Origin of the sequence: Mesorhizobium sp. M0001 (genome assembly GCF_040324255.1) — a bacterium.
Taxonomy (GTDB): Bacteria; Pseudomonadota; Alphaproteobacteria; order Rhizobiales; family Rhizobiaceae; genus Mesorhizobium.
The window spans coordinates 407,778-433,309 of record NZ_JAMYVS010000002.1; the positions used below are offsets into that span (position 1 = coordinate 407,778).

Below are 25,532 nucleotides of genomic sequence, written 5' to 3' on the forward strand. Positions count from 1 at the left end.
GGCAATCCGGGTGAGGGGGAACTTGCTCCCGTGCGCTTGGCCTGAACCTTGGATGGGGAAGCTTCGCCCAATGCAGCGTCGGGCGCCAGCCCCTACCGCTCCTCCACAATCCGCAAATACGCCGCCGTCACGAAAAGCACGATCAGCCCGAACAATATCCGCCTCGCCCCCTCCGGCATCTGCAGGATTGTCAGCAGTGTCGTCAGCACGGTCAGGATCAGGGCGCCGATGATGGTGCCGGTGTAGCCGCCGCGGCCGCCGAAGATGGAGGTGCCGCCGATGACGGCGGCGGCGACCGAGGGCAGCACCAGCGGTTCGGCGAGCGACAGCGAAGGCGCCTTGATCAGGCCGATATAGAGCAGGCCGGTGATGCCGGCGAGCACGCTGGAGGTGACGTAAAGCGCGGTGATGACCTGCCAGTATTGCACGCCCGACAGGCGGGTCGCGCGCTCATTGTCGCCGACGGCGTAGAGCAGGCGGCCGAAGCCGGTGCGGGCGAGCGTGAAGACGATGAGGGCGGCGAGCGGCACGAACAAAAGCAGCGCGTTGGGGAAGCCCCATGTCACGCCGGTGCCGAGCCAAGCCAGGAAGTCGGGGATTTTTGCGCCCGACGCGATCACCGTGCGCTGGTAGACCTGCAGGCAGCCGGTGCCGATCAGGCTGGTGCCCAGCGTCATGATCAGCGGGTGGACGCGGAAGACGCCGACGCCGATGCCGTTAACGAGGCCGATCAGCACCGCCGGCATCATCGCCAGGAGGAACGCCACCGCCGGGTCCTGGTTGACCACTTGCGTCGCCATGATGAAGGCGCTCATCGTTGCCACCGTGCCGACCGACAGGTCGATGCCGCCGGTCAGCATGGTCATGGTCTGGCATCCCGCCAGGATCGCCAGCGGTATGGCGAATTTGACGGTGTTGGCGATCCAGCGCTCGTTGACGATGCCGGGGCGCAGGATCTGCAGGATTATAACCAGGATGGCGAGCAGGACGATCAGCGGGATGAGCGGGCGATCGGCCATGAAGCGCTTTATGCGGCGGCCGAAGGGGACCGGGGTGATGGCGGTGGTGCTCATGGGGCGGCTCTTGCTCGCGATGAGGTTTGCAAGGTGCGGCAAGTTGGCGAGGACAGTGCTCTACGGCGCCCCCCTCTGGCCTGCCGGCCATCTCCCCCACTTGTGGGGAGATTGGCAGCTTTAGCGCCTCGCTCATTCTTGCAAGGTTGGAGATTGGCGAAGGTCGTCGCGACATCCGATCTCCCCCCTCGTGGGGGAGATGTCCGGCAGGACAGAGGGGGGCGCGAAGGAACGCCGACGTCTCTCTGCGACAGCACACCCATCATTGCCGCCCCCGCATCGTGATAAACGCCCCGAACATCACCACCGCCACCATGATCAGCCCCTCGATAATAGCCGTGACATTCGGGTCGATAGCGAGCAGCGTCAAATCCGTGCGCACCAGGCGCAACACGAAGACGGCGACGATCGGGCCGAGCAGGCCGCCCTTGCCGCCGCCGAGCGCGACGCCGCCCAGCACCACGGCGGCGACGCTGGCGAGCAGATAGGGGCCGGGGATGGGGGCGCCGATGCCGGTGCTCATGGTCAGCGCCAGGCCGCCAAAGGCGGCGAACAGGCCGGACAGCGCATAGGCGATGATGCGAGTGCGCTTGACCGGCACGCCGGAGCGGAACGCCGCCAGTTCGCTGGAGCCGATGGCGTAGATGGAGAGGCCGAGGCGCGAGCGCCGCAGCGGTATCCAGATGATGCAGAGGCACACGATCAGCACCAGCAGCGCCTTGGGCAGCCAGGCGTCTATGGTGTCGGGCAGGCCGGGGATCGGCACGGTGCCGGAGATCAGCGCCTTCAGCCATTCGGCGATGCCGCCGCCCGGCGCATCGAGCACCAATAGCGCTGCCCCCTGCAGCACGAACAGCATGGCCAGTGTGACGACAATGTCGGGCACGCGGGTGACGACGATGAGCAGGCCGTTGAGCGCGCCGAGCACGAAACCCATGGCGAGCACGAAGGGCACCACGAACAGCGCGTATTCCTCGCTCGCGCCATTCATCATCGACGCCGCGGTGACGCTGGTCAGCGCCATCATGGCGGCGACCGACAGATCGATGCCGCCGGCGATGACGACCACCGTCTGCGCGGCGACTGCGAAGGCATAGGGCAGAACGGCGCGGGCGAGCGAGCCGAAATCATTGCTGCCATAGGCCGGCTGGATGATCCTGGTGGCGATGAACAGGACGATGAGCAGGGCGAACAGGCCGACGACCCAGCCTTGGCGGCGCAGGAAATGGCTCATGGCGCGGCCTCCGGCGAAGCCGAAGTGTTCGCGGTCGGATCAGCCAATATGCCGATATCGGCCTTGGCGCCGCGCGGCAGGCCGTAGGCGGCGCGCATCAGCGCAGGCTCGTCGGCCTCCTCGACCGGAAAAATGTCGACGAGGCGGCCGCCGAAGATGACGATGACGCGGTCGCAGACGCGCTGCACCTCTTCGAGTTCCGAGGTGTAGAACAGCACCGACTTGCCGTTGCCGGCGAGTTCGCGCAGCAGCTTGTAGATCTCCTGCTTGGTGCCGACATCGATGCCGCGCGTCGGGTCGAAGCACAGGATGGTGCGGGCATCCGCCGCGATCCAGCGGGCGATGGTCACCTTCTGCTGGTTGCCGCCGGACAGGCGCTGCACCTCGCCTTGCGCGCGGGTGTCGATCTGCAGCCGCTCGATGGCGCTGAGCACCGTGGCGCGCTCACGTCGCATGTTGATCGGGCCCCAGTTGCGCAAGGCAGCGCTGAAGGGCAGGGCGATGTTTTCACGCACCGAGCGCTGCATGGCGAGCGCTTCCGAGCGGTCGCCCGGCACATAGGCAATGCCGGCGCGGATGGCGCCGATCGGATGCGAGAATTTCACCGGCTGGCCATCGACTTCGATCGCGCCGCCGGAGGGCCGGATCGAGCCGGCAAGGGCGGCGAACAACTCGTCCTGGCCCTGGCCTTCGAGCGCGACGACGCCGGCGACTTCGCCGTCGGCGAGATCGAAGGAGACATCGCTGAGCTTGGCTCCGACGCGGAGATTGCGCACCGAAATGCGCGGCCGGGCAGCTGCGGGCGCGGCCTTCTCGGCGGCACTGCGGGCGGCGACATGGGTTTTGACGATGCGGGTGCCGAGCATCAGCTCGACGATCTTTTCTTCCACGCCCGGCACGATGTCGACGACGCCGACGGTCTCGCCGTCCCGCAGCACGGTGGCGCGGTCGCACAGCGCCGAGATTTCGACGAAGCGGTGCGAGATGAAGATCACGGCGCGGCCGGCATCGCCCTGGCGGCGCACCACTTCCAGCACCCTTTCGGCAAGGTTGGCGGGCAGGGCCGCCGTCATCTCGTCAAGCAGCAGCACGTCGGGCTCGACGGCGAGCGCCCGCGCAAGGTCGAGCACGCGCAGCACGGCGAGCGGGATGTCGCGCGCGGTGTCGCGCAGATCGAGGTCGGTGATGCCGAGCTCGCGCACCCAGGCGCGGAACGGCTCGACCGGCGTGCCGGTGAGCCTGAGGTTGGAGAGAACGTCGAGATCGGGGATCAGCGACGGCTCCTGGTAGACAGGCAGCAGCCCGGCGCGGCGCGCGGCGGCCGGCGAGCGAATGTCGCGCGCTTCGCCGCGGATCAGGATGTGGCCGGCGTTCGCCGGAATGGCGCCGGTCAGGATCTTCACCAGCGTCGACTTGCCGGCGCCGTTGGCGCCCATCAGCGCGTGGACCTCGCCCGGCAGCACGGAGAGCGACGCGTTGCGAAGCGCTGCAACCGCGCCGTAGTTCTTGGCGACGCCGGTGGCGTCGAGGAGGGGGCTGGTGGTCAAATGGTTTGTTGTCAAAATTGACGGTTCCAGAAACTAATGTCGGCGCTCTACGGCGCCCCCCTCTGTCCTGCCGGACATCTCCCCCACTTGGGGGGAGATTGGCAGTTCCGGCGCCGCCCCTCGTCTTGCGACGTAGAAAATTAGCGAAAGCCGAGATGACAGCCAATCTCCCCACCTGTGGGGGAGATGTCCGGCAGGACAGAGGGGGCGCCGTAGAGCGCTAGTCTGTGTGACGAGGACGGCCGTTCGCCGTCCTCGCCAGTTCATTCAAACCAGGCTTACTCCCCCGGCCCCTTGCAGGCCACGATCTGGTCCTTCGTGTAGGTCGTCCACTCCGGGATCGAGATCGAGACCGGCCATTCCGGGCTCAGCGACGGGTCGGCGGCTGCCTTCAGCTTGGCCTTGCCTTCGTCGGTGGCGTTGTCCCACAGCTGCGGGTCGACCAGCACTGTCTGCTGCGCCGGCTTCTTGCCATCGAGGATCTGCAGCGCCAGCGTCACGCCCGCGCCGCCGATCGAGCCGGGGTTGGTGACGGCTGCACCGACGAGACCTTTCACCGAGCTCAGCTGGCCGACGAAGCCGGCATTGTCGGCGCCGACCACCGGCACCAGCGGCGCCTGCGATTCGACCAGCGCGTCGACGATGACGTTGTCGATGCCCGACGTCCACACGCCGTTGAACGGCGTGCCGGTGGCCAGGAACGACAGCATCTGCTGCTTGGCCTGATCCTGCTGCCAGCCGGTGAAGACTTCCTGCGCCACCTTCACGCCGGGGTTTTCGGCCAGCGCCTTCTTGAAGCCTTTGTCGCGATCGCTATCGGCCGAGGCGCCGGCGGCGCCGCGCATGTAGAACACTTCGCCCTTGCCGCCCATCTGCTGGAACAGCCATTTGGCGCCGAGATAGGCATACTGTTCCTGGTTGTTGGAGATGATGTAGGCCGACGGTTCGGTCACCGCCTGGTCGACGGCAACGACGACGATGCCGGCCTTGGTGGCTTCTTCCAGGCCCGCCTTGATGCCGGCGGGATCAGCGGGGTTGACGACGATGGCGTCGACCTTGGCGCTGATCAGATTGCGGATGTCTTCGAGCTGGCCGGCGGCATCGGTGTTGCGGTGGGCGATGTTGAGCTTCGTCACTTCGCCCGAAGCCAGCGCCTGCGCCTTCATGGCGCAGACCATTTCCTCGCGCCAGCCATTGCCCTGCACGGTGTTGGAAATGCCGATCGTATATTTGGCTTCGGCCGACGACACGCCCATCGATGCCAGCAAGGCAGCGCCCGCAAGCAACGGGACCATGGTCAGTATTTTCTTCATCTCAGTACTCCTCCACATTGTTGTTTTTCGTCTCAGGGCCAGACCCTTCGGCAGGATCAGACCAAGTCATTCACCTCGTCATTTGACGAAGGGGCGCAGCACGTCGCGGGCGAGCAGAAAGCCCCGCTTCACCGCATCGTCGCTGCCTTCGAACCGCCTGTCCTCATGTTCGATGATGACCGAGCCGTCATAGCCGGCGCGGTAAAGGCCGGAGAAGAAGCCGCTCCAGTCGACATCGCCCAATCCCGGCATGCGCGGCACCTGCCAGCCTATCCCGGCGGAAAGGATTCCGCGCTCATACAAACCATCATGATCGATCATCAAATCCTTGGCGTGGACATGCAGCATGTAGGGGCCGAACTCCCGGATGAAACGGCCCTGGTCGATCATTTGCCAGACCAGGTGCGAGGGGTCGAAATTCATGCCGACCTCGCCGCCCCAGGCCTCGAGGATGCGCCGCCAGATGCAGGGCGAATAGGCGATGTTGTGCCCGCCCGGCCACTCGTCATAACTGAAGATCATCGGGCAGTTCTCGAAGGCGAGTTTTACCCCGTGATCGCGCGCATAGGCGACGGTCTCGGGCCAGACTTTCAGCGCGTCCTGCCAGTTGACGTCGACGGTCTTCGAGGCATCGCCACCGCAGAAGGTGTTGACCACCGGCACGCCCATATTGGCGGCCAGCACGATGACCTTCTTCAGATGGCCGATGACGGCCTCGCGATGGGCGGGGTCCGGATGCAACGGGTTGGGATAGTAGCCGAGGCCGGAGACCGTCAGCTTCTTCTCCGTCAGCGAAGCGACGATCTCCTTGGCCTGCGCCGCCGAGGTGGAAGCGGCATCGATATGGCTGGTGCCGGCATAGCGCCGCGTCGCGCCGGAGGTCTTCGGCCAGCAGGCGATTTCCAGCGCCTCGAAGCCGGCCGAGTGCGCCCAGCCGGCGACCTCGCCAAGCGGCGTCTCCGCAAACGGTGCTGTAAGCACTCCAAGTTTCATTCTGCCTCCCTAGACCCGACGACTATAATGCCGATTGTTTGGATCGCTTCAACCTCGCGACCTCATCTTGTTCAAGACTGTGCCGGACAGCCGCCATCGGATCGTCCGACAGCAGGTCGCCCAGCGCCGATGTGACGGCCGCGCGGAACGTATCGTCGGCGGCAAGGCCGGGGTCGAATATCCCGTCGATGGCAAGGATGGCGGACACCAGCGCGCTGGCATCGTGACCGGTCGCATCGGCGATCGCGGCGACCTTGCCGGCATAGGGGTCCGACACCGGCCAGCGTCTTTCAAAGCGATCCGAGGCCCGGATCAGATAGGCCATCCAGCCGGCGACCGGCACCGATAGCAGGCCTATGCTCTGGCCCATTGCGAGCCGGTCGCGGATCGGGTTGAGCAGGCGCTGGACGATCTTCTGCGAACCGTCGGTTGCGACCTGGTGGTTGCGGTGGCGGATCGCGGTGTTCTTCAGCCGGGCAAGACTCTGCTCGACATAGGCAAGCGGCAGGATGCCCGGCACCGGCATCAGCGTCGGCACAGTCTCTTCGACCAGCATGCGCCGGATGAAGTCCGACAGCAGCGGGTCGGCCATGGCATCCGATGTGTGCTCGAGACCAGCCAGAACGCCGAGCGTGGCGAGTGCCGTCTGGGCGCCATTCAGCACCCGCATCTTGAGATGCTCAAACGGCGTGACGTCGTCGACGAAGGTGGCGCCGACCAGATCCCAGCGCGGCATGCGGCCGGCGAATTTTTCCTCGATCACCCACTGCCGGAACGGCTCACCGACAGCGACGGCGGCATCGTGGTAGCCGAACCATTGCTCGACACTGTCGAGGTCATCTTGCGTTACCGCCGGCGCGATGCGGTCGACCATTGACGAAGGGAAGGCGGAATTGGCTGCGATCCATGCGGCCAAGCCATTGCCGCGCTGCCTGGCGAAGGTCTGCACGACATTGGCTAGGATAACGCCATTGGCCGGAATGTTGTCGCAGGACAGCAGTGTCAGCGGCCGCCCATTTGTGGCCCTGCGCTGCTCCAGCGCCCGCACCAGCAGGCCGGGGACGCTGCGAGGCGTCTCGGGGTTGGCGAGGTCGTGGACGATATCGGGATGGCCAAGGTCGAGTTCGCCGCTGGACGGGACGTGGCAATAGCCTTTTTCGGTCACCGTCATCGTCACCAGCTCGATATCGGGTGAGATCAGCACACCCAGCGCCGGTGCGGCACTCTCCTGGCTGTCGACCACCCGGACGATGCTGCCGATCACACGTGCCTCGATATGGCTGTTCTCGCGGATCAGCCTTGTGTACAGCCCGCCCTGCCGTCCCAGCGTGTCGGCAAGGCTGGGCGGACGGATGTTGATGCCGACGATGCCCCAGCGGTCGAAGCGCAGCGAGATGAGATCGTCGGTGTATTCGGCCTGGTGGCAGCGGTGGAAGGCGCCGACGCCGAGATGCGCCATCCCTGCGGCAAGCACGGTGCGATCGTAGGACGGTGTCTGCACCGATGCCGGCAAGCGATCGAGCAGCGCCGGCCCAAGCGTTTCGGTGGAAGCGCTCACCGGTTCGCCCCGATCACCGCCTGCTCCTGGTCGATGACCGCGCCGGTCATCGGGCCGGCCGCGTCGGACAGCAGGAAGACGGCGAGGCTGGCGATGTCGTCCGGCGTCAGCAGCCGGCCGAAAGGCTGCGCGGCATTGGCCTTGTCGAGCCAGCCGGGGCCGTTGCCCAATGTCTCCGCCTGCATGATGCGTTCGGCCGGCGTGTCGGTCCAGCCGACATTGATGCCGTTGACGCGGATGCGATCGAAACGGTGGGCGTTGGCGGCGTTCCTGGTCAGCGTCGCCAGCGCGCCCTTGGTGGCGGAATAGACGGCGAGTTCCGGCGAACCGCAATGGGCGTTGATCGACAGGATGTTGAGAATGGCGCCGCCCTGTCCGCGCTGCTTCATGTCGGCAATCGCCGCCTGCATCAGGAAGAACGGCGCGCGCGTGTTGACGGCAAACAGCGCCGCCCAATCGTCGAGGCTGGCGTCGAGGAAAGAGGCGCGATCGGTCAGGCCGGCGGCGTTGACCAGCGCATCGATGCGGCCGAAGCGCTCGATGCAGGCCTGCGCCAGAAGGGTGGGGGCGTCAGCATCGGCAAGGTCGGCGGTGACGAAGATGGTCGGCGTGCCCAATTGCGAAAGCTCGGCCGCCACGGCCTCGCCACGCGCCCTCTCGCGCCCGGTGACCAACAGCCCGGCGGCACCGGAACGCGCCAGCGTCTCGGCAATGGCGCGGCCAATGCCTTGCGTCGACCCGGTGACCAGAGCCACCTTGCCGTCAAGCCGGATCTCCATTCCTCCTCCCGGGAATAAAGTTTCTATTTTGAGAAATATGGAACGACAATTCCCGATAGTCAATTGGACCAGTGATGCCTCATTCGCCGCGCCGCGCCGCCACGCCATGGACCAGCGCCATCCCAACGGCGAGCGAGGCCGCCAGTGAGCGGAAGCCGGCAAAGTCGGATTCCACCACTTCCAGCCAGCTGTCCGAGAGCGGGATCAGCGGGCTGAAGGTGCTGTCGGTGACGGTGACGATACGCGCCTTGCGCTCATGCGCCACCGCGACGAGATCGGGCGTGATCGAATTGTAGGGGCTAAACGAGACAGCGAGCACGGCATCCCGGCCGCTGATGCAGCCGATCTGGTCGAGTGCGGAGGAGCCGACATTGTCGACCAGCACATTGCGCACGCCCTGCTGCGACAGTGTCAGGGAGAGATAGGCGGTGACCGGAAAGGCGCGCTTGGAGCCGATGACATAGATCAGCTCGGCGGCCGCCAGCAGCGTTACCATCTTGTCGAAACTCGCGACGTCGAAGCCGGCTTCGATGCGGCCAAGCGAGGCCTGCGATGCCCCGACCATGCCGTGCAGGAAATGCAGATTGGGCTCCGTCTCGGTGCGCGGCTCGCCGCGCCCTTCCGGCCACGATCCCTTGATGTGCTCCTTGAACAGGCCCTGGAAATCGGAAAAGCCGGAATAGCCGAAGATCTGCGCAAAGCGTACCAGCGTCGAGGGCTGCACGCCGGCCTGTGCCGCCACCTGCGCGATGGTGCCGAGCGCGACATCGCTCGGATGCTGCCACAGGAAGATCGCCACCTGGCGCAGCCGCTTGGGGAAATGCACCGTGCCCGACGACAGCACGGCGCGCAGCTCCTCGTAGGTCTGCGGCTGGATGTAGCCGAGCGCCGCCAGAGAGCGCCCGCGCTTGCGCGTCGCCGCCTCGTCGGTGCTCGATCGCCCGGATGCCTTGCTTGCCCCACCCATGATTTCAGGCTAGCGCGGTACGATCGTTTTACAATATGAAAATTGGAAATCGCGTTCGAAAGGGGTGCGGTTTCCCAACGTCGTCATCCTAGGGCGAAGCAGGAGCGAAGCTCCGTCGCGGAGACCCTAGGATCCATGCCGTGACGATGGTCGAGGAATGCAGCGGACGAGAAGGTTCTGCACCGTAGCATCGCTCTGATGTCACGGCATGGATCCTGGGGTCTGCGCTGCGTCGCTGCGCTCCTTGCTACGCCCCAGGATGACGAAGCCACAGGTGGAGGAGTTTGAAATGGTCTACGCAACATCGGACGGATCGGCGGGCAAGCGGCTCAGGGTCGGCATGGTCGGCGGCGGGCGCAATGCCTTTATCGGCGCCGTGCATCGGCTCGCCATGCGCCTGGACGACCAGATCGTACTGGTCGCCGGCGCGCTGTCGTCGGACCCGGAGAACGCCGCCGCCTCGGCCGCCGAGATCGGCATCGCGCCCGAGCGCAGCTACGCCGACTATCGCGAGATGGCGCAGGCCGAAGCCGCGCGGCCGGATGGTATCGAGGCGGTTGTCATCGTCACGCCCAACCATCTGCACGCGCCGATTGCCACGGCCTTTCTCGAGGCCGGCATCGACGTGATCTGCGACAAGCCGCTGTCGACGACGCTGGCCGACGCTGAGGCGCTGGTGGCGCTGGCGAAGGCGAAGAAGCGCCGCTTTGTCGTCACCCTCAACAACACCGGCTACGCCATGGTCCGCCAGGCGCGCGAGATGGTGGCGGCGGGTGCGCTTGGGCGGATCGTTTCCGTGCACGGCGCCTACATCCAGGACTGGCTGACCAAACCGATCGACGCCGACGGCCAGAAGCAGGCGGAGTGGCGCACCGATCCGGCGCGCGCCGGGCAGTCGGCGGTGCTGGCCGATATCGGCGTGCACGCCTTCAACCTGGCGAGCTATATCTCCGGCTGCGAGGCCGAGGCGGTGTCGGCGGATCTGTTCACCGCCGTGCCGGGACGTCGGCTCGACGACAATGCACATGTGCTGCTGCGCTGGACCGGCGGCGCGCGCGGCACGATCCTGGCCAGCCAGACCTCGCCCGGCCACTACAATGATCTCTCCGTGCGCATCTATGGCGACAAAGCCGGGCTCGAATGGTCGGGCGGGCGGCCGGAGGAACTGCGCTTCTCCATCCATGGCGAGGAAACCCGCACTTTGGTGCGCGGCGGCCATGGCTCGACGGCGGAAAGCCAACGCGTGTCGCGCATGCCGGCGGCGCATCCGGAAGGCTATATCGAGGCCTTCGCCAATTTCTACCGCGACGCCGCCGATATCATTCGCGCGCACCGTTCGGGCGGGACGGTTGATCCGGCGCGCGCGGCACAGGTGCCCGATGTCGTCGATGGCGCGCGCGGGGTGAAGTTTGTGGCGGCGGCGGTGGAGTCGAATGCTGCGGGTGGGGCTTGGACGGCGGCAAGGTTCGGGTGAGGCGAGCTATCCCTTGATCGCCGAGCCGACGATGGAATCGACGAAGAAGCGCTGCAGGAAGACGAACAGGATGAGCGGCGGCAGCACGGCCAGCGTCGCGCCGGCCATCACCAGGCCGGTGTTGACCGCACCTCTGTTGTAGCTGAGCAGGCGGCTCAGGCTGATGACGATCGGATAGGCGTCGGCATTGCCCTGCAGCACGGTCAGCGGCCACAGATAGCTGTTCCAGTGGTAGACGAAGGCGAAGAGGGCCAGAGCCGCGATTGCGGGGGCGATGCTGGGCGCGACGATCTTGTAGAGGATCAAGAACTCCGAGGCGCCGTCCATGCGCGCGGCGTCGATGAGCTCGTCGGGAACGCCGGAGATGAACTGGCGCATCAGGAAGATGCCGAAAGCATTGGCGAGATTGGGCACGATGATGCCGGCGAGGCTGGCGTTGAGGCCGATCGAGCCGACCAGGCGATAGAGCGGGATCAGCGTCACGATCGGCGGCAGGAACATGGTGGCGATCAGCACAGAGAACAGCAGCGACTTGGCGGGGAAGTGGTATTTGGCGAAGGCGTAGCCGGCCATCATGCTGGTCAGCAGGATGCCGGCGGTGGTGATCGAGGCGATGACCAGGGAATTCCACATCGAGCGGCCGACATTGACCACGCCCGACACCTTCTCATAGGCGTCGAAGCTCGGCGTAAGGGGGATCCACACCGGCGGCACCTGCATGCTCTCGGCCGGCGTCTTGAGGCTCGACAGCACCATCCATACCAGCGGGAAGGCCGAGGCGACGGCGACCAGCAGCATCAGCGTCGCCAGCAGCGCCTTGCGGCCCGACGGGCGCCGGCGCGACAGCCGGCTCGACGATCCCGCGCTCATTCGTCGTTCTTCCGGTTGGCGAAGGCAAACAGCGCGCAGACGACGACAATCAGCGAAAGCATCAGCATCACCGCCATGGCCGAACCCAGTCCACCCTGCGCACGCTCGATGCCGACGCGGCGGATGTGGTAGGTCAGCACATTGGTCGAGCCGACCGGCCCGCCCTGCGTGATCAGGGCAACCGGCTCGAACACCTGCACGGCGTTAATGATGGCGATGACGGCGCTGAACAGAAGCGTGCGCCGTATCAGCGGCAGGGTGATGAAGCGGAACTGCTCGAAACGGTTGGCGCCGTCGAGCTTTGCTGCTTCATACAGGCTGCCGGGGATTTGCGTCAGTCCGGCGATCGCCAGCACGGTGAAATAGCCGACCTGCTGCCAGACATTGAGGAAGACGATCGAGATCAGCGCCGAGCGCGGCGACGACAGGAAAGGCTGCGGGCCGATGCCGATAAGGCCGAGCATCTGGTTGAGAGGGCCTTCGCTCGGCGAATAGAGTTTCGACCACACCAGCGCGACAGCGATCATCGGCACCATGTAGGTGGCAAACAGCACCGTGCGCAGCGCCGTGCCGCCGGCGACGTCGCGCTGGTAAACCATCAGGCCGAAGGCCACCGACAGAGGCAGGATGAGGACGACGGAGAGCGCGGTGTAGACGGCTGTGTTGGCGAGCGCGGCCTTGAAATCGCGGCCGACCGAGGAGACCCCAAAAATCTCGCGGAAATTGTCGACGCCGACGAAGCCGGCGCTGGAAAACGGTGTCTGCGTCGACCAGTCCTGGAACGACAGCCAGACGGTGAGCAGCATTGGCAACAGGACGAAGATGCCGATCAGCGTCACGGCGGGCGCCAGCATGATGCCCGCCGAGGCACGGTACCTCTGAATCATTATTTGGCGGCGCGCTCCAGGATCGAAATGGCGTCGGCCTGCGCCGTCGCCTGCGCATCCTTGGCCGAGACCTGGCCATACTGCAACGCCTCGAGCGTCTGCTGCAGCGATTCCGAGAATTCCTGGCCGCCCGGCACCACCGGGAACGGCTTGGCGTCGGTGAGCACGCTGACATAGCCGGAGAGGAATTCCGAGCCGAGCTTGTCCTTGTGCGCCTCGATGTCGGAGAGGCGTGAGGGCAGGATGCCCATCGACATGAGGATATCCGACATCGCGGAAGCGCCGTTCTTGCCGGACTTTGGATTGTTCAGCCAGGCGAGGAAGTCCCACGCCGCCTTCTGCTCGGCGGCACCTGCATTGGCGTTGACCACGGTCATCCAGGAGTAGGAGATCGAATGCGGCTTGTCGCCGCTCGGGCCGACGGGAATCGGCGCCGTTGCAATGTCGGCGAATCTGTCGCCCATGCCGGCCTTCAGCGCGCTCTCCCACCAATTGGCCATGATGATCATGCCGGTCTTGCCGGAGACGAAATTGTCGAGGAAGGGGCCGGTGGTGTTGGCGTCGGCTGTCGCCATCGACGGCACGCTGGCGCCCGACTTGATCAGGTCTTCATAGAGCTGGAAAGTCTCCGCGGCCTGCGGGCTGTCGAGCACCGGCTTGCCGTCCTTGACCAGGTCGCCGCCATTGGAGACCAGCAGCGAGGCGAAGGGGTGGACGACGCCGGCCGCCCAGGAGTTGATCATGCCGAAGCCTTGCTGTCCCGCATCCTGGTTGGTCAGCTTCTTGGCCGCATCCTTGAACTCGTCCCAGGTCTTGGGTGGCGCCGCGATGCCGGCCTGCTTGAACAGCGCCTTGTTGTAGTTCAGCGCATAGACGTCGATTTCGTTGGGGATGCCGTAGAGCGTGCCGCCGACCGAGGCGGCGCTGGTGATGCCCGCCGGCCATGCGGCCTTGACCTCGCTGGCCACCGCATCGGGGGCGGGCGCGACCAGCTTGTCGCGCGCCAGTTCCGGCAACCAGAGATCGTAGATGCCGCCGATCGTCGGGCCGTCCGCGCCGCCGCCTTGCGAGCGCAGCGTGGTCAGGAGGTCGCCGAAGGGGACGGCGCGCACGGTGACGCTGACATCCGGATTGGTCTTGGCATAATCCTTGGCCGCCGCTTCCAGCAGCGCGACCGTCTCCGGCGACCAGTGGGTGAGATAGGAGATGTTGACCGACTGCGCCCAGGCCGTGGCGGGCAGGATGGCGAGGCCTGCGGCCAGTGCCAGTTTCGACGTCCAGGCAAACGACATTCCTCATCCTCCCTATTGGTTCGCATGAGGTTATGACAAGTCAGCGCGGCGACGCAAGGGCTTGCTGGCGAAAAAGTCTCACATGGTACGGTCACAGATTTCTTTGCGGCGCTGGAATGTGGGTATTTGTCGTTATGTAACAAACAGTTGCGGGTACTGCAATGTCGCGAGGGGGCCAAACGCCGCCATTCCTGAGGCGCAGCAGACCTCTTGCGAATACCGCTATGTCATTATAATGACTTTTGCCGAACCAATGGCTTCTCACGGCACGGGAACGCCGCGGGACGCCAAGCACAGAGAACAATGGGAGACTGGCAATGAGCATGCTTTCACTTCACCGGCGCGCAGCGCTTAGGCTGATCGGCGGCCTTGCCGCCGCCTGCGCCGGCGTCTTTGCCTCATTGCCGGCGCGAGCCGCCGACAGCACGGTGACGCTGTGGAGCTGGCGCACCGAGGACGAGGCGGCGATGCGCCGCATCTTCGATGCCTTCGAGGCGAAGAATCCCGGCATCAAGGTCGCCATTCAGTTCACGCCGGATGCCGACTACCAGAACCGGCTGAGCACGGCGCTGCGCGGCGGGCGCGGGCCCGACATCGCGCAGCTCAAGGCCTATGGCGAATTGCAGCCCTTCGTCGAGGCCGGCTATCTCGACGCGCTGGACGACAGCGTGCCGGAGCTGAAGAACATGGAGGACGCGGCGCTTGGCGGCGCGCGCGGCCGCAGCGACGGCAAGCTCTATGGCGTGCCCTACTCGGTGCCGATGATGGGCGTCTTCTACAACCAGGATATTTTCACCGCCCAGGGCATCGAGATCCCCAAGACCTACAAGGATTTCACCGCTGTCTGCGAGAAGCTGAAGGCGGCCGGCATCACGCCGATCGCCACCGGTGGCGCCAACGGCTCGGCCTGGGAGCTGGAGATCGCCGTCGGCGCGGTCGGCCCGACCATCTATGGTCCTGATTTCTACGACGAGATGATGAGCGGCAAGGCGACCTTCCAGGATCCGCGCTATGTGGCGGCGCTGAAGCGCTTCGCCGAGCTGAAGCCGTATTTCCCCGACGGCTTCGCCGGCATCGACTACACCACCGCCACGCAGCAGTTCATCGGCGGCAAGGCGGCGATGTTCCTCGGCGGTTCGTTCGAGAACGGCAGCTTCAAGGCGCAGAACCCGAAGCTGAAATTCTCGATCTTCCCGTTCCCCGCCGACGATGCCGGGGCAAAACTCTACACCTCGGCCTTTTCCGACGGCTCCTATGGCCTGGTCTCCGAGAGCCAGAACAAGGAAGCCGCGACCAAGGTGCTGGGCTTCATGGCTTCGGCAGAGTTCGCGCAGATGTTCGCCGACGAGCTCGGCTGGCCGCCGGCCCGCACGGATGTGACGGTGAAGGATCCAGTGCTGGCCTCGATGATGGAGATGGCGAAGAATTCGACGCCCTATCTGACGCTGGTCGGCTTCCGCTGGCAGTCGCCGACGGCGTCTTCGGTGCTGCAGTCGGAGATCATCGACATGGTCGAAGGCAACATCGCGCCGGAGAAGCTGGCGGCCGACATGCAGGCCGCAGTCGCCACCTGGTTCAAGCCGAAGCAGTAGGCGCGGCCGGTCGCAAAGCGGCCGCGCCTCTCACGGACCAGAAAAGCGCATGAGCACCCTTCGCCGCACCAGCAGCCTTCGCCGCACGCAGCAGCGCATGGCCGTGCTGTTCACCCTGCCGGCGCTGGCGGTCTATGCGCTGTTCGTCCTCTATCCCCTGGGGATGTCGCTCTGGGGCAGCTTCTTCGTCTGGAAGGGGCTGCGCATGGTCGAGTTCGCCGGCCTGTCGAATTTCTCAAGGCTGTTCGTTTTCCCCAGCGGCGCGCGGCTCTACGGCGCGCTGTGGCACAACACCGCCTGGTTCTTCGGCATCATGCTGTTCCAGAACGGAATCGGGCTTTTGTTCGCCTGGCTGCTGTTCCTGCGCGACAGGGGTGCTGCGTTCTTCCAGTCGGTGTTCTTCTTTCCGGCGGTGCTGAGCCCGGTCATCGTCGGCGCGCTGTGGCGGTTGCTTTTGGCACCGGGCGGCGTCGTCGAATGGGCGCTGAACGGGCTTGGCCTGCACCAGGGCAGCCTGACCGTGCTCGGCAACAGCCACACCGCGCTCGCCATGCTGATCGCCGTCGATGCCTGGAACTGGATGGGCCTGCCGGTGCTGATCTACACGGCAGGTCTGCGGCAGATTTCCGGCCAGATTTTCGAGGCGGCAAAACTTGACGGCGCCGGCAATGCGCGCATGCTGTTCTCGATCGCGCTGCCGCTGCTGATGCCGGCGCTGGGCACGCTGACGACGCTGTCGTTCATCAACACCTTCAACCAGTTCGACATCGTCTATGTCATGCAGGGCGTGCAGGGCAATCCGGCCTATTCGACCGACACGCTGGTGACCTACTTCTACCGGCTGGCCTTCGGCGCGGAAGGCGCTGTCGGCATCACTGATATCGGTCTGGCGCTGGCGCTCGGCACCATGCTGTTCTTGATCCTCAGCATCGGCACGCTCATGATGCTGCGCTTCTTCGACCGCCGCACGGTGCAGCTATGAGCGCGCTGGCGATTTCGCAAAGGCCGGCCATCTCTCGGCAACTGGCGCGGCTGCCCGGCTGGACGGTGCTGATCGTATGGACGGCGGCTGTGCTGTTGCCGCTCTACATCCTCATCGTCTCCTGTTTCAAGACCACGGCCGAGATCTACGACAACAGGCTCGGCCTGCCGCAAAGCTTTGCCTTCGATAATTTCGTCAACGCCTGGACGCGCGCCGATCTCGGCCAGAATTTCATCAACAGCCTGATCGTCACCGGCGGCGCTGTCATCCTCACCATCGTCGTCTCGGCCATGGCCGCCTATCCGCTCAGCCGATACAGACTCGGCTGGAATGCCATCATGCTCGGCCTGTTCCTGTCAGGCATCATGCTGCCGATCCGGCTCGCCTCGGTCGAACTGTTCACGCTGATGCGCAATCTTGGCCTGCTGGATTCGCTGACCGGGCTGATCCTGGTCTATTCGGCGATCCGCATTCCCTTCGCCGTGTTCATCTTCGCCAATTTCATGCGCGTCTTGCCCTCCGAGTTGGACGAGGCGGCGCGCATGGACGGCGCCGGCGAGGTGCGCATCCTGTTCCAGATCATCCTGCCGATGGTCAAGCCGGCGGTGTCGATCGTGGCCATCTTCACCGCGATCGCGGTGTGGAACGATTTCTTCTTCCCGCTGATCTTCATCTTCGACGACCGCTACAAGACGGTGCCGCTGGCGATCAGCGTCTTCGTCGGCCAGTTCCGCACCGACTGGGTCCTGGTGTTCGCCTCGCTGGCGATCTCCATGGCGCCCATCCTGATCATGTATTGTTTGCTGGCCCGCCAGATTCGCGAAGGGGTCGGCACCGGAGGAAGCATGAAATGATCGAAGACAGGATCTACGCCGCGAAATCCATCCTGGTGGTCGGCGCGCACGCCTTCGATGCCGAGGTGATGGCCGGACCGCTGGCCGCCGCCGCCGTCAAGCGCGGTGCCGCCGTGACCTTCCTGCATCTGACCATGGGTGAGCAGGGCCATCCGTACCTGGTTCCCGCGCATTATTGCTTGCAGAAGGAAGAGGAAGCGGGCAGCGCGGCGGCGCGGCTCGGCGTCACCATGCGTGGCTTTGGCCTGCGCGACGGCTTCCTACCTACAGACGATCAGACGGCGCTCGAAGTGAGCGACATCATTCGCGAGCTGAAACCCGAGATCGTCATCACCCATTGGCACGGCAGCTGGCACAAGGACCATCGCGCCGCCGCGCATTTGACGAAGACCGGCATCTTCTTCGCCGGACTGCCGACCGTTGCCAGCGACCATCCGGCGCACACGCCGCAACTGCTTCTGTTCGGCGAGAACTGGGAGGACGATGACGGATTCCGGCCCGAGCATCTCGTCGATGTCAGCGACGGGTTCGAGGCCTGGCGCGACGCGGTCATGGAGTATGAACTGGCGCGCGGGCTGAGCAGCTTCCCCTATGTCGACTATTACAGTTCGCTCTACCGGCTGCGCGGCTGCCTGCGCGGCACGCGCCATGCGCAAGCCTTCACGGCGGCGTCGCATTCGTGGAATGCCGGCAGCGGCCTGTTCTCGCTCCCCTTCGGCAAAGGGTCCGGTCGATGACGCGGGTACTCGCCATCGATCTCGGCGGTACCAATCTGCGCGCCGCCATCTCCACCGGCGACGTCAACGCGCTGGAGATGCTTGGCAGCGAGCCGGCGCCGGCAACCCTTGATGCCTTCACCGCCCGCATCAACGCGCTGTGCGCGGAGGCCGGGTCGGTCGAAGCGCTTGGCATCGCGGTGCCGGGACTGGTCGAGGGCCCGGTCTGCCGCTGGATTCCGAACCTGCCGTTCGTCGACGGCGTCGACATCCAGACGCTGTTTCCCAAACTGCGCGTAGCGCTCGGCAATGACGCGCAGATCGCGCTGCTGGCCGAGGCCGTCGAAGGCAGCGCGAAGAACATGTCGGATGCGATACTGCTTGCCATCGGCACCGGCATCGGTTCGGCGGTGCTGGCCAATGGCCGTATCGTTGCCGGCGCGCATGGCGGCGCCTGCTCGTTCGGCTGGGCCTGCGCCGACGTGAGGGATCATGGTGAAGAGCGCAGCGGCTGGCTGGAGCGTGTCGCTTCCGGTCGCGCGCTCGATGGCCTTGCCGGCCAGATCGGGCTGGCCGACGGCCGCCAACTGATCGCCGCTGCCCAGGCCGGCGAACTCGCCGCACTCACCTTGCTTGAACTGCCGGCACGCCAGCTCGGCACCGCGCTTGCCGGCGCCGTCGCGCTGCTCGATCCACAGGCGGTGCTGATCTCAGGTGGGCTGGCCGATGCGATGGACGTGATCCGGCCGCCGCTGCTTGCGGCGCTGCGGCGCCAGCTGCCGCCGCATCTGCGCGGCATCGAAATCAAGTCCGGTCAATTCGGCTCCCGCGCCGGTCTTGTCGGCGCGGCGCTGGCCGGCGGTGTGGGGCAAGGGTGGAGGCAGGTGCGATGAGCGAAGCAAGCTTTCAGCAGCCGGACCGCAGACGGCCGGAGCCGCTCTGGTATCAGGTCGAAGAGGCGATCCGCGCCATCGTCAAGAGCGGCGAATGGGCAACGGGCGACCAGATCCCGGCGGAGGACAGGCTGTGCGCCCTGTTCGGCGTCAGCCGTATCACGCTGCGCCACGCGCTGCGCAATCTCGAGGAGGCCGGGCTGCTCAGGCGCGAACATGGCCGCGGCACGTTCGTGCGCTCGACCACGCTGGTCGCCGGCACGCGTGAGCTGACCAGCTTTACCCAGGAGATGGGCAATATGGGCGTGGTCGCGGGCTCGCGTCTGCTCGACTGCAGCCTGACCACCGCCAACGCGGCGGCTGCCGGCGCGCTGGAGATCGAAGAGGGCGATCCGGTGGTGCGCATTCGCAGGCTGCGGCTCGGCAACAACGAGCCGATCGGCATCCAGACGGCGCAGCTGTCGGCGGTGCGCGTGCCGGGCTTCCTCGATGCCGGCCTGCTGCAGGGCTCGCTCTACGAGGCGCTGGAGCGCCATTACGGGATCGTGCCGGTGGCCGCGCGGGAGAACTACCGGGTCGGCGCGGTCGGCGCGGCGGACGCCGAACTGCTCGACCTCGCCGTCGGCAGCCCGGCCTTCGTCGTCGAACGCATCACCACCGACGAGCGCGGCCCGTTCGAATTCACCGTCTCGATCATGCGCGGCGACCGCTACGAAATCCGCTCGACGCTGCGCGCCGGACGCGTGCCGCTGAACCCGAGAAGCTGATCCATTCCAGACCGACACAGCAAACAGGAGTACCCACGTGTCCGATCTCTACATCCACCGTCTCGCCGCCCTCATCGACCAGGCTGCGAAAGCCAATGAAGAGGCCTTTGCACAGGCCGCCAGCCGCTTTGCCGACTCCCTCGAGGGCGGCGGGCTGGTGCATCTCTATGGCTCCGGCCATTCGGTGCTGCCGGTGCAGGAAGTGTTTCCGCGCTATGGCAGCTATGTCGGCTTCAACCCGCTGACCGACCCGCGCGTGATGTGGCACAATGTGCTCGGCGCCGGCGGCGTGCGCGAGCTTTTGTGGCTGGAGCGTACGGAAAGATACGCCGAAAAATTCCTCGACCACCAGCCGCTCAACAAGGGCGATTCCATCATCATCTTCGGCCATAGCGGCCGCAACTCGTCGGGCATCGACACCGCGCTCTACGCCAGGAAGCGCGGCATCTTCGTCGTCGCGGTCACCAGCAAGAACAATCTGGACAAGCCGGCGACGCACTCCTCCGGCAAGCGGCTGGCGGATGCCGCCGACCTCGTCATCGACACCTGTTCGCCGATCGAGGACGCCATCGTGCCGGTCGAGGGCTGGAGCCGGCCGGTGTCGGGCTCATCGACGGTGCTTGCCATGATCCTGGCGCATGAGCTGATCGCGCGCACGGCCGAGCAGCTCGCCAAGCGCGGCATCGAACTGCCGGTCTTCGCCTCGCCGACCATTGCCGGCGTGACGCTGCACGACACCGACGTCATCTACGGCGTCTACCGCGAGCGCATGCTGGAGGCGCAGCAGAAGCACCTGCCGACCTTCCAGGCAACGATGCGCGGAGAGTGAAAGCACGGAGGCCCGGCACATGGCCAGGCCTCCAATTTCTCTCGCTGGAATTTTCCGGATGTTCAACGCCGCTTCGGGCGCGCGACAGGAGATTTGTTGCCGCGCGGGCCGCTCTGAACCGGCGTGTTGCCCTGGTTTTCCTCCGACAGCTTGCGCCAGCGGGCAAGGCGCTCAGGGTCGAGCGTACCCGCCTTCAACGCAGCCTGCACCGCGCAGCCCGGTTCGTGGACATGGGTGCAGTCGCGGAACTTGCACAGCGGTGCGAGCTCGGTGATTTCGGCAAACAGCGTGTCGATGCCGGATGCGACGTCGCTGACATGCAGCGTGCGCATGCCCGGCGTGTCGATCACCCAGCCGCCGCCGGCAATGGCGTGCAGCGATCTGGCTGTGGTAGTGTGGCGACCCTTGGCATCGTGCTCGCGAATGCCCGCCGTCTGTTGCGGCGATTGCTGCGCCGATCCGGCCAGCGTGTTGACCAGCGTCGATTTGCCGACCCCGGAGGAGCCGACCAGCGCCACCGTCTGCCCTGCGCCACACCAGGGAGCAAGCGCCGCTGCGGCATCGGCGACGCGCGGGTTCAGCATCACCACGGCCAGTCCACGCTGCAGGGCGGCGGCCTGGCTTTGGTAAGCCTCGGCATCATCAGCCGTGTCGGCCTTGGTCAGCAGGATCACCGGCGTCGTTCCGGCCTCGTTGGCCAGCGCGAGATAGCGCTCGAGCCGGGCGATGTTGAAATCGGCATTGCAGGACGTCACGATGAACAGCGTGTCGACATTGGCCGCGGCCAGCTGCGGGATCCTGCCGCCCTGCGTGCGGCGCTCCAGCACCGTCTTGCGGGTCAGGCGGCGGCACAGCAGATGCGTATGCGGTTCGACCAGCACCCAGTCGCCGACGGCGTATTCGCCGGTGTTGGCATTGGCCGGCAGCGTCAGATCCACTGGCCCTGCCCGGGACAGGCCGGCCAAGCGGTCGCGGTGCACCGAGGCGATCCGCGTCGGGACGAGGTCTGCCTCATCGGCTTCAAGCTGGTCGCCGAAGAAATCCGTCCAGCCCAGGCTTGCGAGGGAGGCCGTCACGGCTTTGACCAGGGGGACGGCGTCACAGACATCGGAGAGTATCCTTTGGCAAAATGGGCGCGGACCCTCGGGGCGGTTGTTCAAGCCGTGTATGGGCGGCATGGCGGAATTTGGCAAGCCGAACCGCGCCGATGGCCGAGCCGTTTCGCGCACCACGTTGGAACGCATCGCGGCGGTGGTTCGTTGATGCGCTTACGCGTCGTTACTCTCAATGTCTGCAACACGGAAGGCGAACCGGAGCGCCTGGCGGCCATCAACCGGGAGCTGAGGCGGCTCGACCCCGATCTGTCGCTCTCCAGGACGTCGTCCAGACAGCCGATGTGAAATCCCTCGATACGCTGCCGATGGTCTTGATTTGCATGCCACGCATCAGGCCTCGTCGTCGACCTCGAAGTTGGCAGGGACGGCTGAGGATGGCAGGTCGAGAAGCCTGCCAAAAGGGGGAGGGGGATGGCCGGTACCGCAGGGGGCGGGGGGTTGGGATGGGGTTGCCTGAAGCACCGGCCAAAGCGGGACAAGTCCCACGCCCACAAGCTAGCAGAGCTTGGATCGGTTCATATGGTGTGATCGCGGAACTGGCGCAAAAGCGCTTTCACATCCCCGCGCAGGCGTCGGCAACGAGCCCGCAACCGGGGGTTTCCGGTCGGTTGGTGGGTTGCGCAAGCGTCGGTTGAAGGCGCTGCGGGAGGCTGTCGTTTTTAGTGCGGTTCGAGTGCTATGCGCTCAGCGACAGGTGCTCAAGGCAGGGCAATCGCGTGGCGCCACCACATGCGATTGTCCTGCTTACGCCACCGGCAGCGTTCGCCCCGTAATCAGATCCGCAGCCTTCTCCGCAATCATGACCACGGCCGCGTTGGTGTTGGAGGACACGATGCTTGGCATGACCGAGCTGTCGCAGACACGCAGGCCTTGCAGACCGCGCACGCGCAACTCGGGATCGACGACGCTGTCGGCATCGCCGCCCATCCGGCAGGTGCCGACTGGGTGATAGGCGCTGCGGCCATGTTCTCGGGCGAAGGCTTCGAGTGCTGAGCGCCCCTGCATCGCCTTGCCGGGCAGATGCTCGCGGCTGATGTATCTGGCGAAGGCTGGCTGCGACAGGATTTCGCGGCTGATCTCGATGCCGTCGATGGCGCGTTCGAGATCATAGCGCTCGGCGAACGGGTTGGGGTCGATGATGGGCGCATCGCGCAGGTCCGCGGACTTGAGCGTGACGCTGCCGCGCGAACGCGGGCGCACATGGTAGGAGTTCAGCGTGCAGCCATTGCCGCCGGGAACCGAGCCGATGCCTTCCTCAACGCCGGCGCCGGGCAGGAAATGGAACTGGATGTCCGGCGTCTTCTCCGCGCGGTCGCCCCACCAGAAGCCGCCGGACTCTACAATGTTGGAGGCCACCGGCCCCTTGCCGAACAGCGCATATTCAAGACCGGCGACCGCTTGCCAGCGCTTCTTCTTGTAACGGTCGATGCCGTGCGGTCCGTTGAGCTCGGCGACGACATCGACGTCCATGTGATCGTGCAGATTCTGGCCGACGTTTTTGGAATCGTGGACCACCTCGATGCCGTGCTGGCCGAGATGCACGGCCGGGCCGATGCCGGACAGCATCAGCAATTTCGGCGAGCCGATGGCGCCGGCGGCGACGATGACTTCGCGCTCGGCGCGGAGCAGTTCGGTGCGGCCATTGACGATGATCTCTACACCGATGGCGCGGCCGTTCTCGACCACGATGCGGCTGACCGAGGCGTCGGTGCGTAGCGTCAGATTCTTGCGGCCGAGCGCCGGCTTCAGATAGGCGACCGCCGTGCTCGAGCGTTTCCCCCGACGCGTCGTCGTCTGGTAGAAGCCGGCGCCCGCCTGCTTACCGGCGTTGAAGTCGGCGCGGAAAGGAAGGCCCGCCTGCTGCGCCGCCTTGACGAAGATGCGGGTCAGCGGATGCGGCGCGCCGCTGGAGACGCCGAGCGGGCCGTCAGTGCCGTGCTGCGCATCGGCAAAAGTGTCGTTGCCCTCGGAGCGGACGAAGTAGGGCAGCACGTCGGCATAGCTCCAGCCGGCACAGCCATTCTCAGTCGCCCAGCCGTCATAATCCTCAGGGCAACCGCGGGTGAACACCTGGGCGTTGATCGAGGAGCCGCCGCCCAGCACGCGGGCCTGCGGATAGACCATGGTGCGGCCGTCGATCTCCTTGCCGGGCGCGGTGTCATAACCCCAGATCAGCGGCCCCGACGTCATCTTGAAGAAGCCGACCGGCAAATGGATGTAGCGGTCGGTGTCGGGCGGACCGGCCTCGAGCAGCACGACGGACACGTCCGGGTCCTCGCTCAGCCGGGCGGCCAGAATGCAGCCAGCCGAACCGCCGCCGACAATGATGTAATCCGTCATTTCCACTCCCGGGTTCTCTTTGTTGGAGCATGATCTCCGGACAAAACGGTTTCCCGATTTGTCCGAGAAAACCGGTTCCCACTTCTAGGGATCATGCTCCGGCGGGCGATGAAAATCACCGCCCCTTCCTCTTGCGCGCGACGATCTCAAGTCGCTTGTGCCACGTCAAGAGAAAGGGTATGGTTATCGTGTTGAAGGGTTGTCGTACAAGTGGAGGAGCTTGACGATCCTCACCAGGAGGTCCCGGCCGCGCTCCCTGCGCAAGATGCCGGGCGGAACAGAATTCAATCGGGAGGTTTCGAGGTATGAACGACACGAAGAATTTTGCGGTCAACCGGCGCACGCTGATGATGGGCGCCACCGCCGGCGTGGCGGCACTCGCGATGCCGAGCGTGCTGCGCGCGCAGGAAAAGCCGACGCTGGTGACGTCGATCCGCTCGCTGTCCAACCCCTATCACGCGGTGTGGAAGACCGGCGCGGAAGCGTATGCCAAATGGGCCGGGCTGGAACACGTCACGCTGGTTTCGGAAGGCAACAGCGAGAAGGGCATTGCCGACATCAAGGCGATGCTGGCCAAGACCGGCGGCAACATGGTGCTGAATTCCGATCCCAACGACACGCCCGATGCGCGCCCGATCGTCGAGGCCTGCGCCAAGGCCGGCGCCTATGTGGTGACGCAGTGGAACAAGCCTGGGGATCTGCACCCGAAGGATTTCAACCCGAACTATGTCTCGCATATCGAGTTCGACGGCATCGACAGCGGCAAGACCATCGCCGAGATCCTGTTCAAGACCATTGGCGGCAAGGGCGGCATCGTAGCGCTCGGCGGCCTGATCTCGACCACGGCGGCGATCGAGCGCAAGAAGGGCCTCGACGCAGCCCTTGCTGCCAACCCAGACATCAAGCTGCTCGACTTCCAGGTCGCCAACTGGAAGTCGACCGAAGCCTTCGACCTGATGGGCAATCTGCTCACCCGCTTCGGCGACGACATCAAGGGCATCTGGGCGGCCAATGACGATATGGGCTCGGGCGCTCTGGAAGCGTTGCGTGCCGAAAATCTCGCCGGCAAGGTGCCGATCGTCGGCGTCGACGGCATCAAGACGGCGGTCGATGCGGTGCGCACCGGCGAATTCGCCTGCACGGTCACTTCGGATCCGTTCTGGCAGGGCGGCATGGGTCTAGCCATCGGCTACAACGCCAAGATCGGCAAGTTCGACCCGACCAAGGAGCCCCCGGAGCACCGCGAGTTCTACGGCAAGGCGGTGCTGATCTCGCACGACAATGTCGAGGAATATTACAAGACCAATGTCGATGCGAAGCCCGAGATCGACTGGAACGATCTGTGGGGCCGGGTCACCGGAGCAATCCGCACCTGATCCATCGGAGTGGGCTGCAACTCCCTGGCGGCCCGCTTCCTCCCGCAGCCGTCGCGATCCCCTTGTCGCGACGGCTGTCAC

Annotated in this window: 23 protein-coding genes; 10 read left to right on the plus strand and 13 right to left on the minus strand. The window is 65.5% G+C overall.

The annotated features are described in order from the left end of the window. Window positions 1–92: 92 nt before the first annotated feature. The 8 genes from NKK50_RS06950 to NKK50_RS06985 form a co-directional block, all read right to left on the minus strand. Window positions 93–1,073 carry an ABC transporter permease gene (locus NKK50_RS06950; RefSeq protein WP_352499040.1) on the minus strand — a complete coding sequence of 327 codons (981 nt, stop codon included), beginning with the start codon at window positions 1,071–1,073 and terminating at the stop codon, window positions 93–95. 262 nt (window positions 1,074–1,335) lie between these two features. Further along, window positions 1,336–2,307 (minus strand): ABC transporter permease, encoded by a 972-nt coding sequence (locus tag NKK50_RS06955; protein ID WP_352543216.1) that lies wholly within the window; start codon window positions 2,305–2,307, stop codon window positions 1,336–1,338. After that, window positions 2,304–3,854, minus strand: a complete 1,551-nt coding sequence (locus NKK50_RS06960) for a sugar ABC transporter ATP-binding protein (RefSeq protein ID WP_352499042.1) — start codon at window positions 3,852–3,854, stop codon at window positions 2,304–2,306. Before NKK50_RS06960 ends, NKK50_RS06955 begins: the two co-directional genes overlap by 4 nt. A 278-nt stretch (window positions 3,855–4,132) precedes the next feature. Continuing rightward, a complete protein-coding gene (locus tag NKK50_RS06965) occupies window positions 4,133–5,167 on the minus strand; it encodes an ABC transporter substrate-binding protein (RefSeq protein ID WP_023683115.1) in 1,035 nt (344 codons plus the stop codon). Window positions 5,168–5,245: 78 nt separating this feature from the next. Beyond that, window positions 5,246–6,160, minus strand: coding sequence for a sugar phosphate isomerase/epimerase family protein (locus NKK50_RS06970; protein WP_023671055.1), 915 nt, complete (start codon window positions 6,158–6,160; stop codon window positions 5,246–5,248). A 22-nt stretch (window positions 6,161–6,182) separates the two neighbouring features. Further along, a complete protein-coding gene (locus NKK50_RS06975) occupies window positions 6,183–7,718 on the minus strand; it encodes a mannitol dehydrogenase family protein (protein WP_023817200.1) in 1,536 nt (511 codons plus the stop codon). Further along, on the minus strand, window positions 7,715–8,497 hold the full coding sequence (locus tag NKK50_RS06980) for an SDR family oxidoreductase (RefSeq protein ID WP_023704171.1): 783 nt from the start codon (window positions 8,495–8,497) through the stop codon (window positions 7,715–7,717). Before NKK50_RS06980 ends, NKK50_RS06975 begins: the two co-directional genes overlap by 4 nt. 79 nt (window positions 8,498–8,576) lie before the next feature. Beyond that, window positions 8,577–9,464, minus strand: coding sequence for a MurR/RpiR family transcriptional regulator (locus NKK50_RS06985; RefSeq protein WP_352543217.1), 888 nt, complete (start codon window positions 9,462–9,464; stop codon window positions 8,577–8,579). 289 nt (window positions 9,465–9,753) lie between these two features. Here NKK50_RS06985 and NKK50_RS06990 point away from each other — a divergent pair, with 289 nt between their 5' ends. Further along, the gene (locus tag NKK50_RS06990) at window positions 9,754–10,938 is read left to right on the plus strand and encodes a Gfo/Idh/MocA family protein (RefSeq protein ID WP_023820598.1); all 1,185 of its coding nucleotides are present in this window, start codon (window positions 9,754–9,756) and stop codon (window positions 10,936–10,938) included. A 6-nt stretch (window positions 10,939–10,944) separates the two neighbouring features. On the opposite strand, the gene NKK50_RS06995 is transcribed toward NKK50_RS06990, so the two are convergent. From NKK50_RS06995 to NKK50_RS07005, 3 genes are read right to left on the minus strand one after another with little or no spacing between them, the layout of a single operon-like run. Further along, window positions 10,945–11,808, minus strand: coding sequence for a carbohydrate ABC transporter permease (locus NKK50_RS06995; RefSeq protein WP_023710857.1), 864 nt, complete (start codon window positions 11,806–11,808; stop codon window positions 10,945–10,947). Continuing rightward, window positions 11,805–12,695 (minus strand): carbohydrate ABC transporter permease, encoded by an 891-nt coding sequence (locus NKK50_RS07000; RefSeq protein WP_023698623.1) that lies wholly within the window; start codon window positions 12,693–12,695, stop codon window positions 11,805–11,807. Before NKK50_RS07000 ends, NKK50_RS06995 begins: the two co-directional genes overlap by 4 nt. After that, a complete protein-coding gene (locus tag NKK50_RS07005) occupies window positions 12,695–13,987 on the minus strand; it encodes an ABC transporter substrate-binding protein (RefSeq protein ID WP_352543218.1) in 1,293 nt (430 codons plus the stop codon). The genes NKK50_RS07000 and NKK50_RS07005 overlap by 1 nt, the downstream gene beginning before the upstream one ends. 317 nt (window positions 13,988–14,304) lie before the next feature. On the opposite strand from NKK50_RS07005, the gene NKK50_RS07010 reads away from it, so the two are divergent. Genes NKK50_RS07010 through NKK50_RS07040 form a run of 7 tightly spaced genes read left to right on the plus strand, consistent with a single transcriptional unit; the run spans window position 14,305 to window position 20,620 of the window. Next, on the plus strand, window positions 14,305–15,579 hold the full coding sequence (locus NKK50_RS07010; RefSeq protein ID WP_352460753.1) for an extracellular solute-binding protein: 1,275 nt from the start codon (window positions 14,305–14,307) through the stop codon (window positions 15,577–15,579). A 49-nt stretch (window positions 15,580–15,628) separates the two neighbouring features. Further along, a complete protein-coding gene (locus tag NKK50_RS07015) occupies window positions 15,629–16,561 on the plus strand; it encodes a carbohydrate ABC transporter permease (protein WP_352543219.1) in 933 nt (310 codons plus the stop codon). Continuing rightward, on the plus strand, window positions 16,558–17,415 hold the full coding sequence (locus tag NKK50_RS07020; protein ID WP_352543220.1) for a carbohydrate ABC transporter permease: 858 nt from the start codon (window positions 16,558–16,560) through the stop codon (window positions 17,413–17,415). Before NKK50_RS07015 ends, NKK50_RS07020 begins: the two co-directional genes overlap by 4 nt. Beyond that, window positions 17,412–18,152, plus strand: a complete 741-nt coding sequence (locus NKK50_RS07025) for a PIG-L deacetylase family protein (RefSeq protein WP_352543221.1) — start codon at window positions 17,412–17,414, stop codon at window positions 18,150–18,152. The genes NKK50_RS07020 and NKK50_RS07025 overlap by 4 nt, the downstream gene beginning before the upstream one ends. Further along, window positions 18,149–19,024, plus strand: a complete 876-nt coding sequence (locus tag NKK50_RS07030) for an ROK family protein (RefSeq protein WP_352543222.1) — start codon at window positions 18,149–18,151, stop codon at window positions 19,022–19,024. The genes NKK50_RS07025 and NKK50_RS07030 overlap by 4 nt, the downstream gene beginning before the upstream one ends. Beyond that, window positions 19,021–19,791: a GntR family transcriptional regulator gene (locus NKK50_RS07035; RefSeq protein WP_023683130.1), complete on the plus strand. Its 771-nt coding sequence runs from the start codon at window positions 19,021–19,023 to the stop codon at window positions 19,789–19,791. Before NKK50_RS07030 ends, NKK50_RS07035 begins: the two co-directional genes overlap by 4 nt. Before the next feature lie 37 nt (window positions 19,792–19,828). Next, on the plus strand, window positions 19,829–20,620 hold the full coding sequence (locus NKK50_RS07040) for a sugar isomerase domain-containing protein (protein WP_352543223.1): 792 nt from the start codon (window positions 19,829–19,831) through the stop codon (window positions 20,618–20,620). A gap of 62 nt (window positions 20,621–20,682) precedes the next feature. On the opposite strand, the gene rsgA is transcribed toward NKK50_RS07040, so the two are convergent. Further along, entirely contained in the window at window positions 20,683–21,696 is a 1,014-nt protein-coding gene (gene rsgA / locus NKK50_RS07045; protein ID WP_352543224.1) for a ribosome small subunit-dependent GTPase A, read from the minus strand. 186 nt (window positions 21,697–21,882) lie between these two features. On the opposite strand from rsgA, the gene NKK50_RS07050 reads away from it, so the two are divergent. Then, on the plus strand, window positions 21,883–22,020 hold the full coding sequence (locus NKK50_RS07050; protein WP_023691904.1) for an endonuclease/exonuclease/phosphatase family protein: 138 nt from the start codon (window positions 21,883–21,885) through the stop codon (window positions 22,018–22,020). 459 nt (window positions 22,021–22,479) lie between these two features. On the opposite strand, the gene NKK50_RS07055 is transcribed toward NKK50_RS07050, so the two are convergent. Continuing rightward, window positions 22,480–24,075, minus strand: a complete 1,596-nt coding sequence (locus NKK50_RS07055) for a GMC family oxidoreductase (protein ID WP_352543225.1) — start codon at window positions 24,073–24,075, stop codon at window positions 22,480–22,482. 305 nt (window positions 24,076–24,380) lie between these two features. Between NKK50_RS07055 and NKK50_RS07060 the strand changes: the two genes are divergently transcribed. Continuing rightward, window positions 24,381–25,451 carry a sugar ABC transporter substrate-binding protein gene (locus NKK50_RS07060; protein WP_023744122.1) on the plus strand — a complete coding sequence of 357 codons (1,071 nt, stop codon included), beginning with the start codon at window positions 24,381–24,383 and terminating at the stop codon, window positions 25,449–25,451. Window positions 25,452–25,532: the final 81 nt, after the last annotated feature.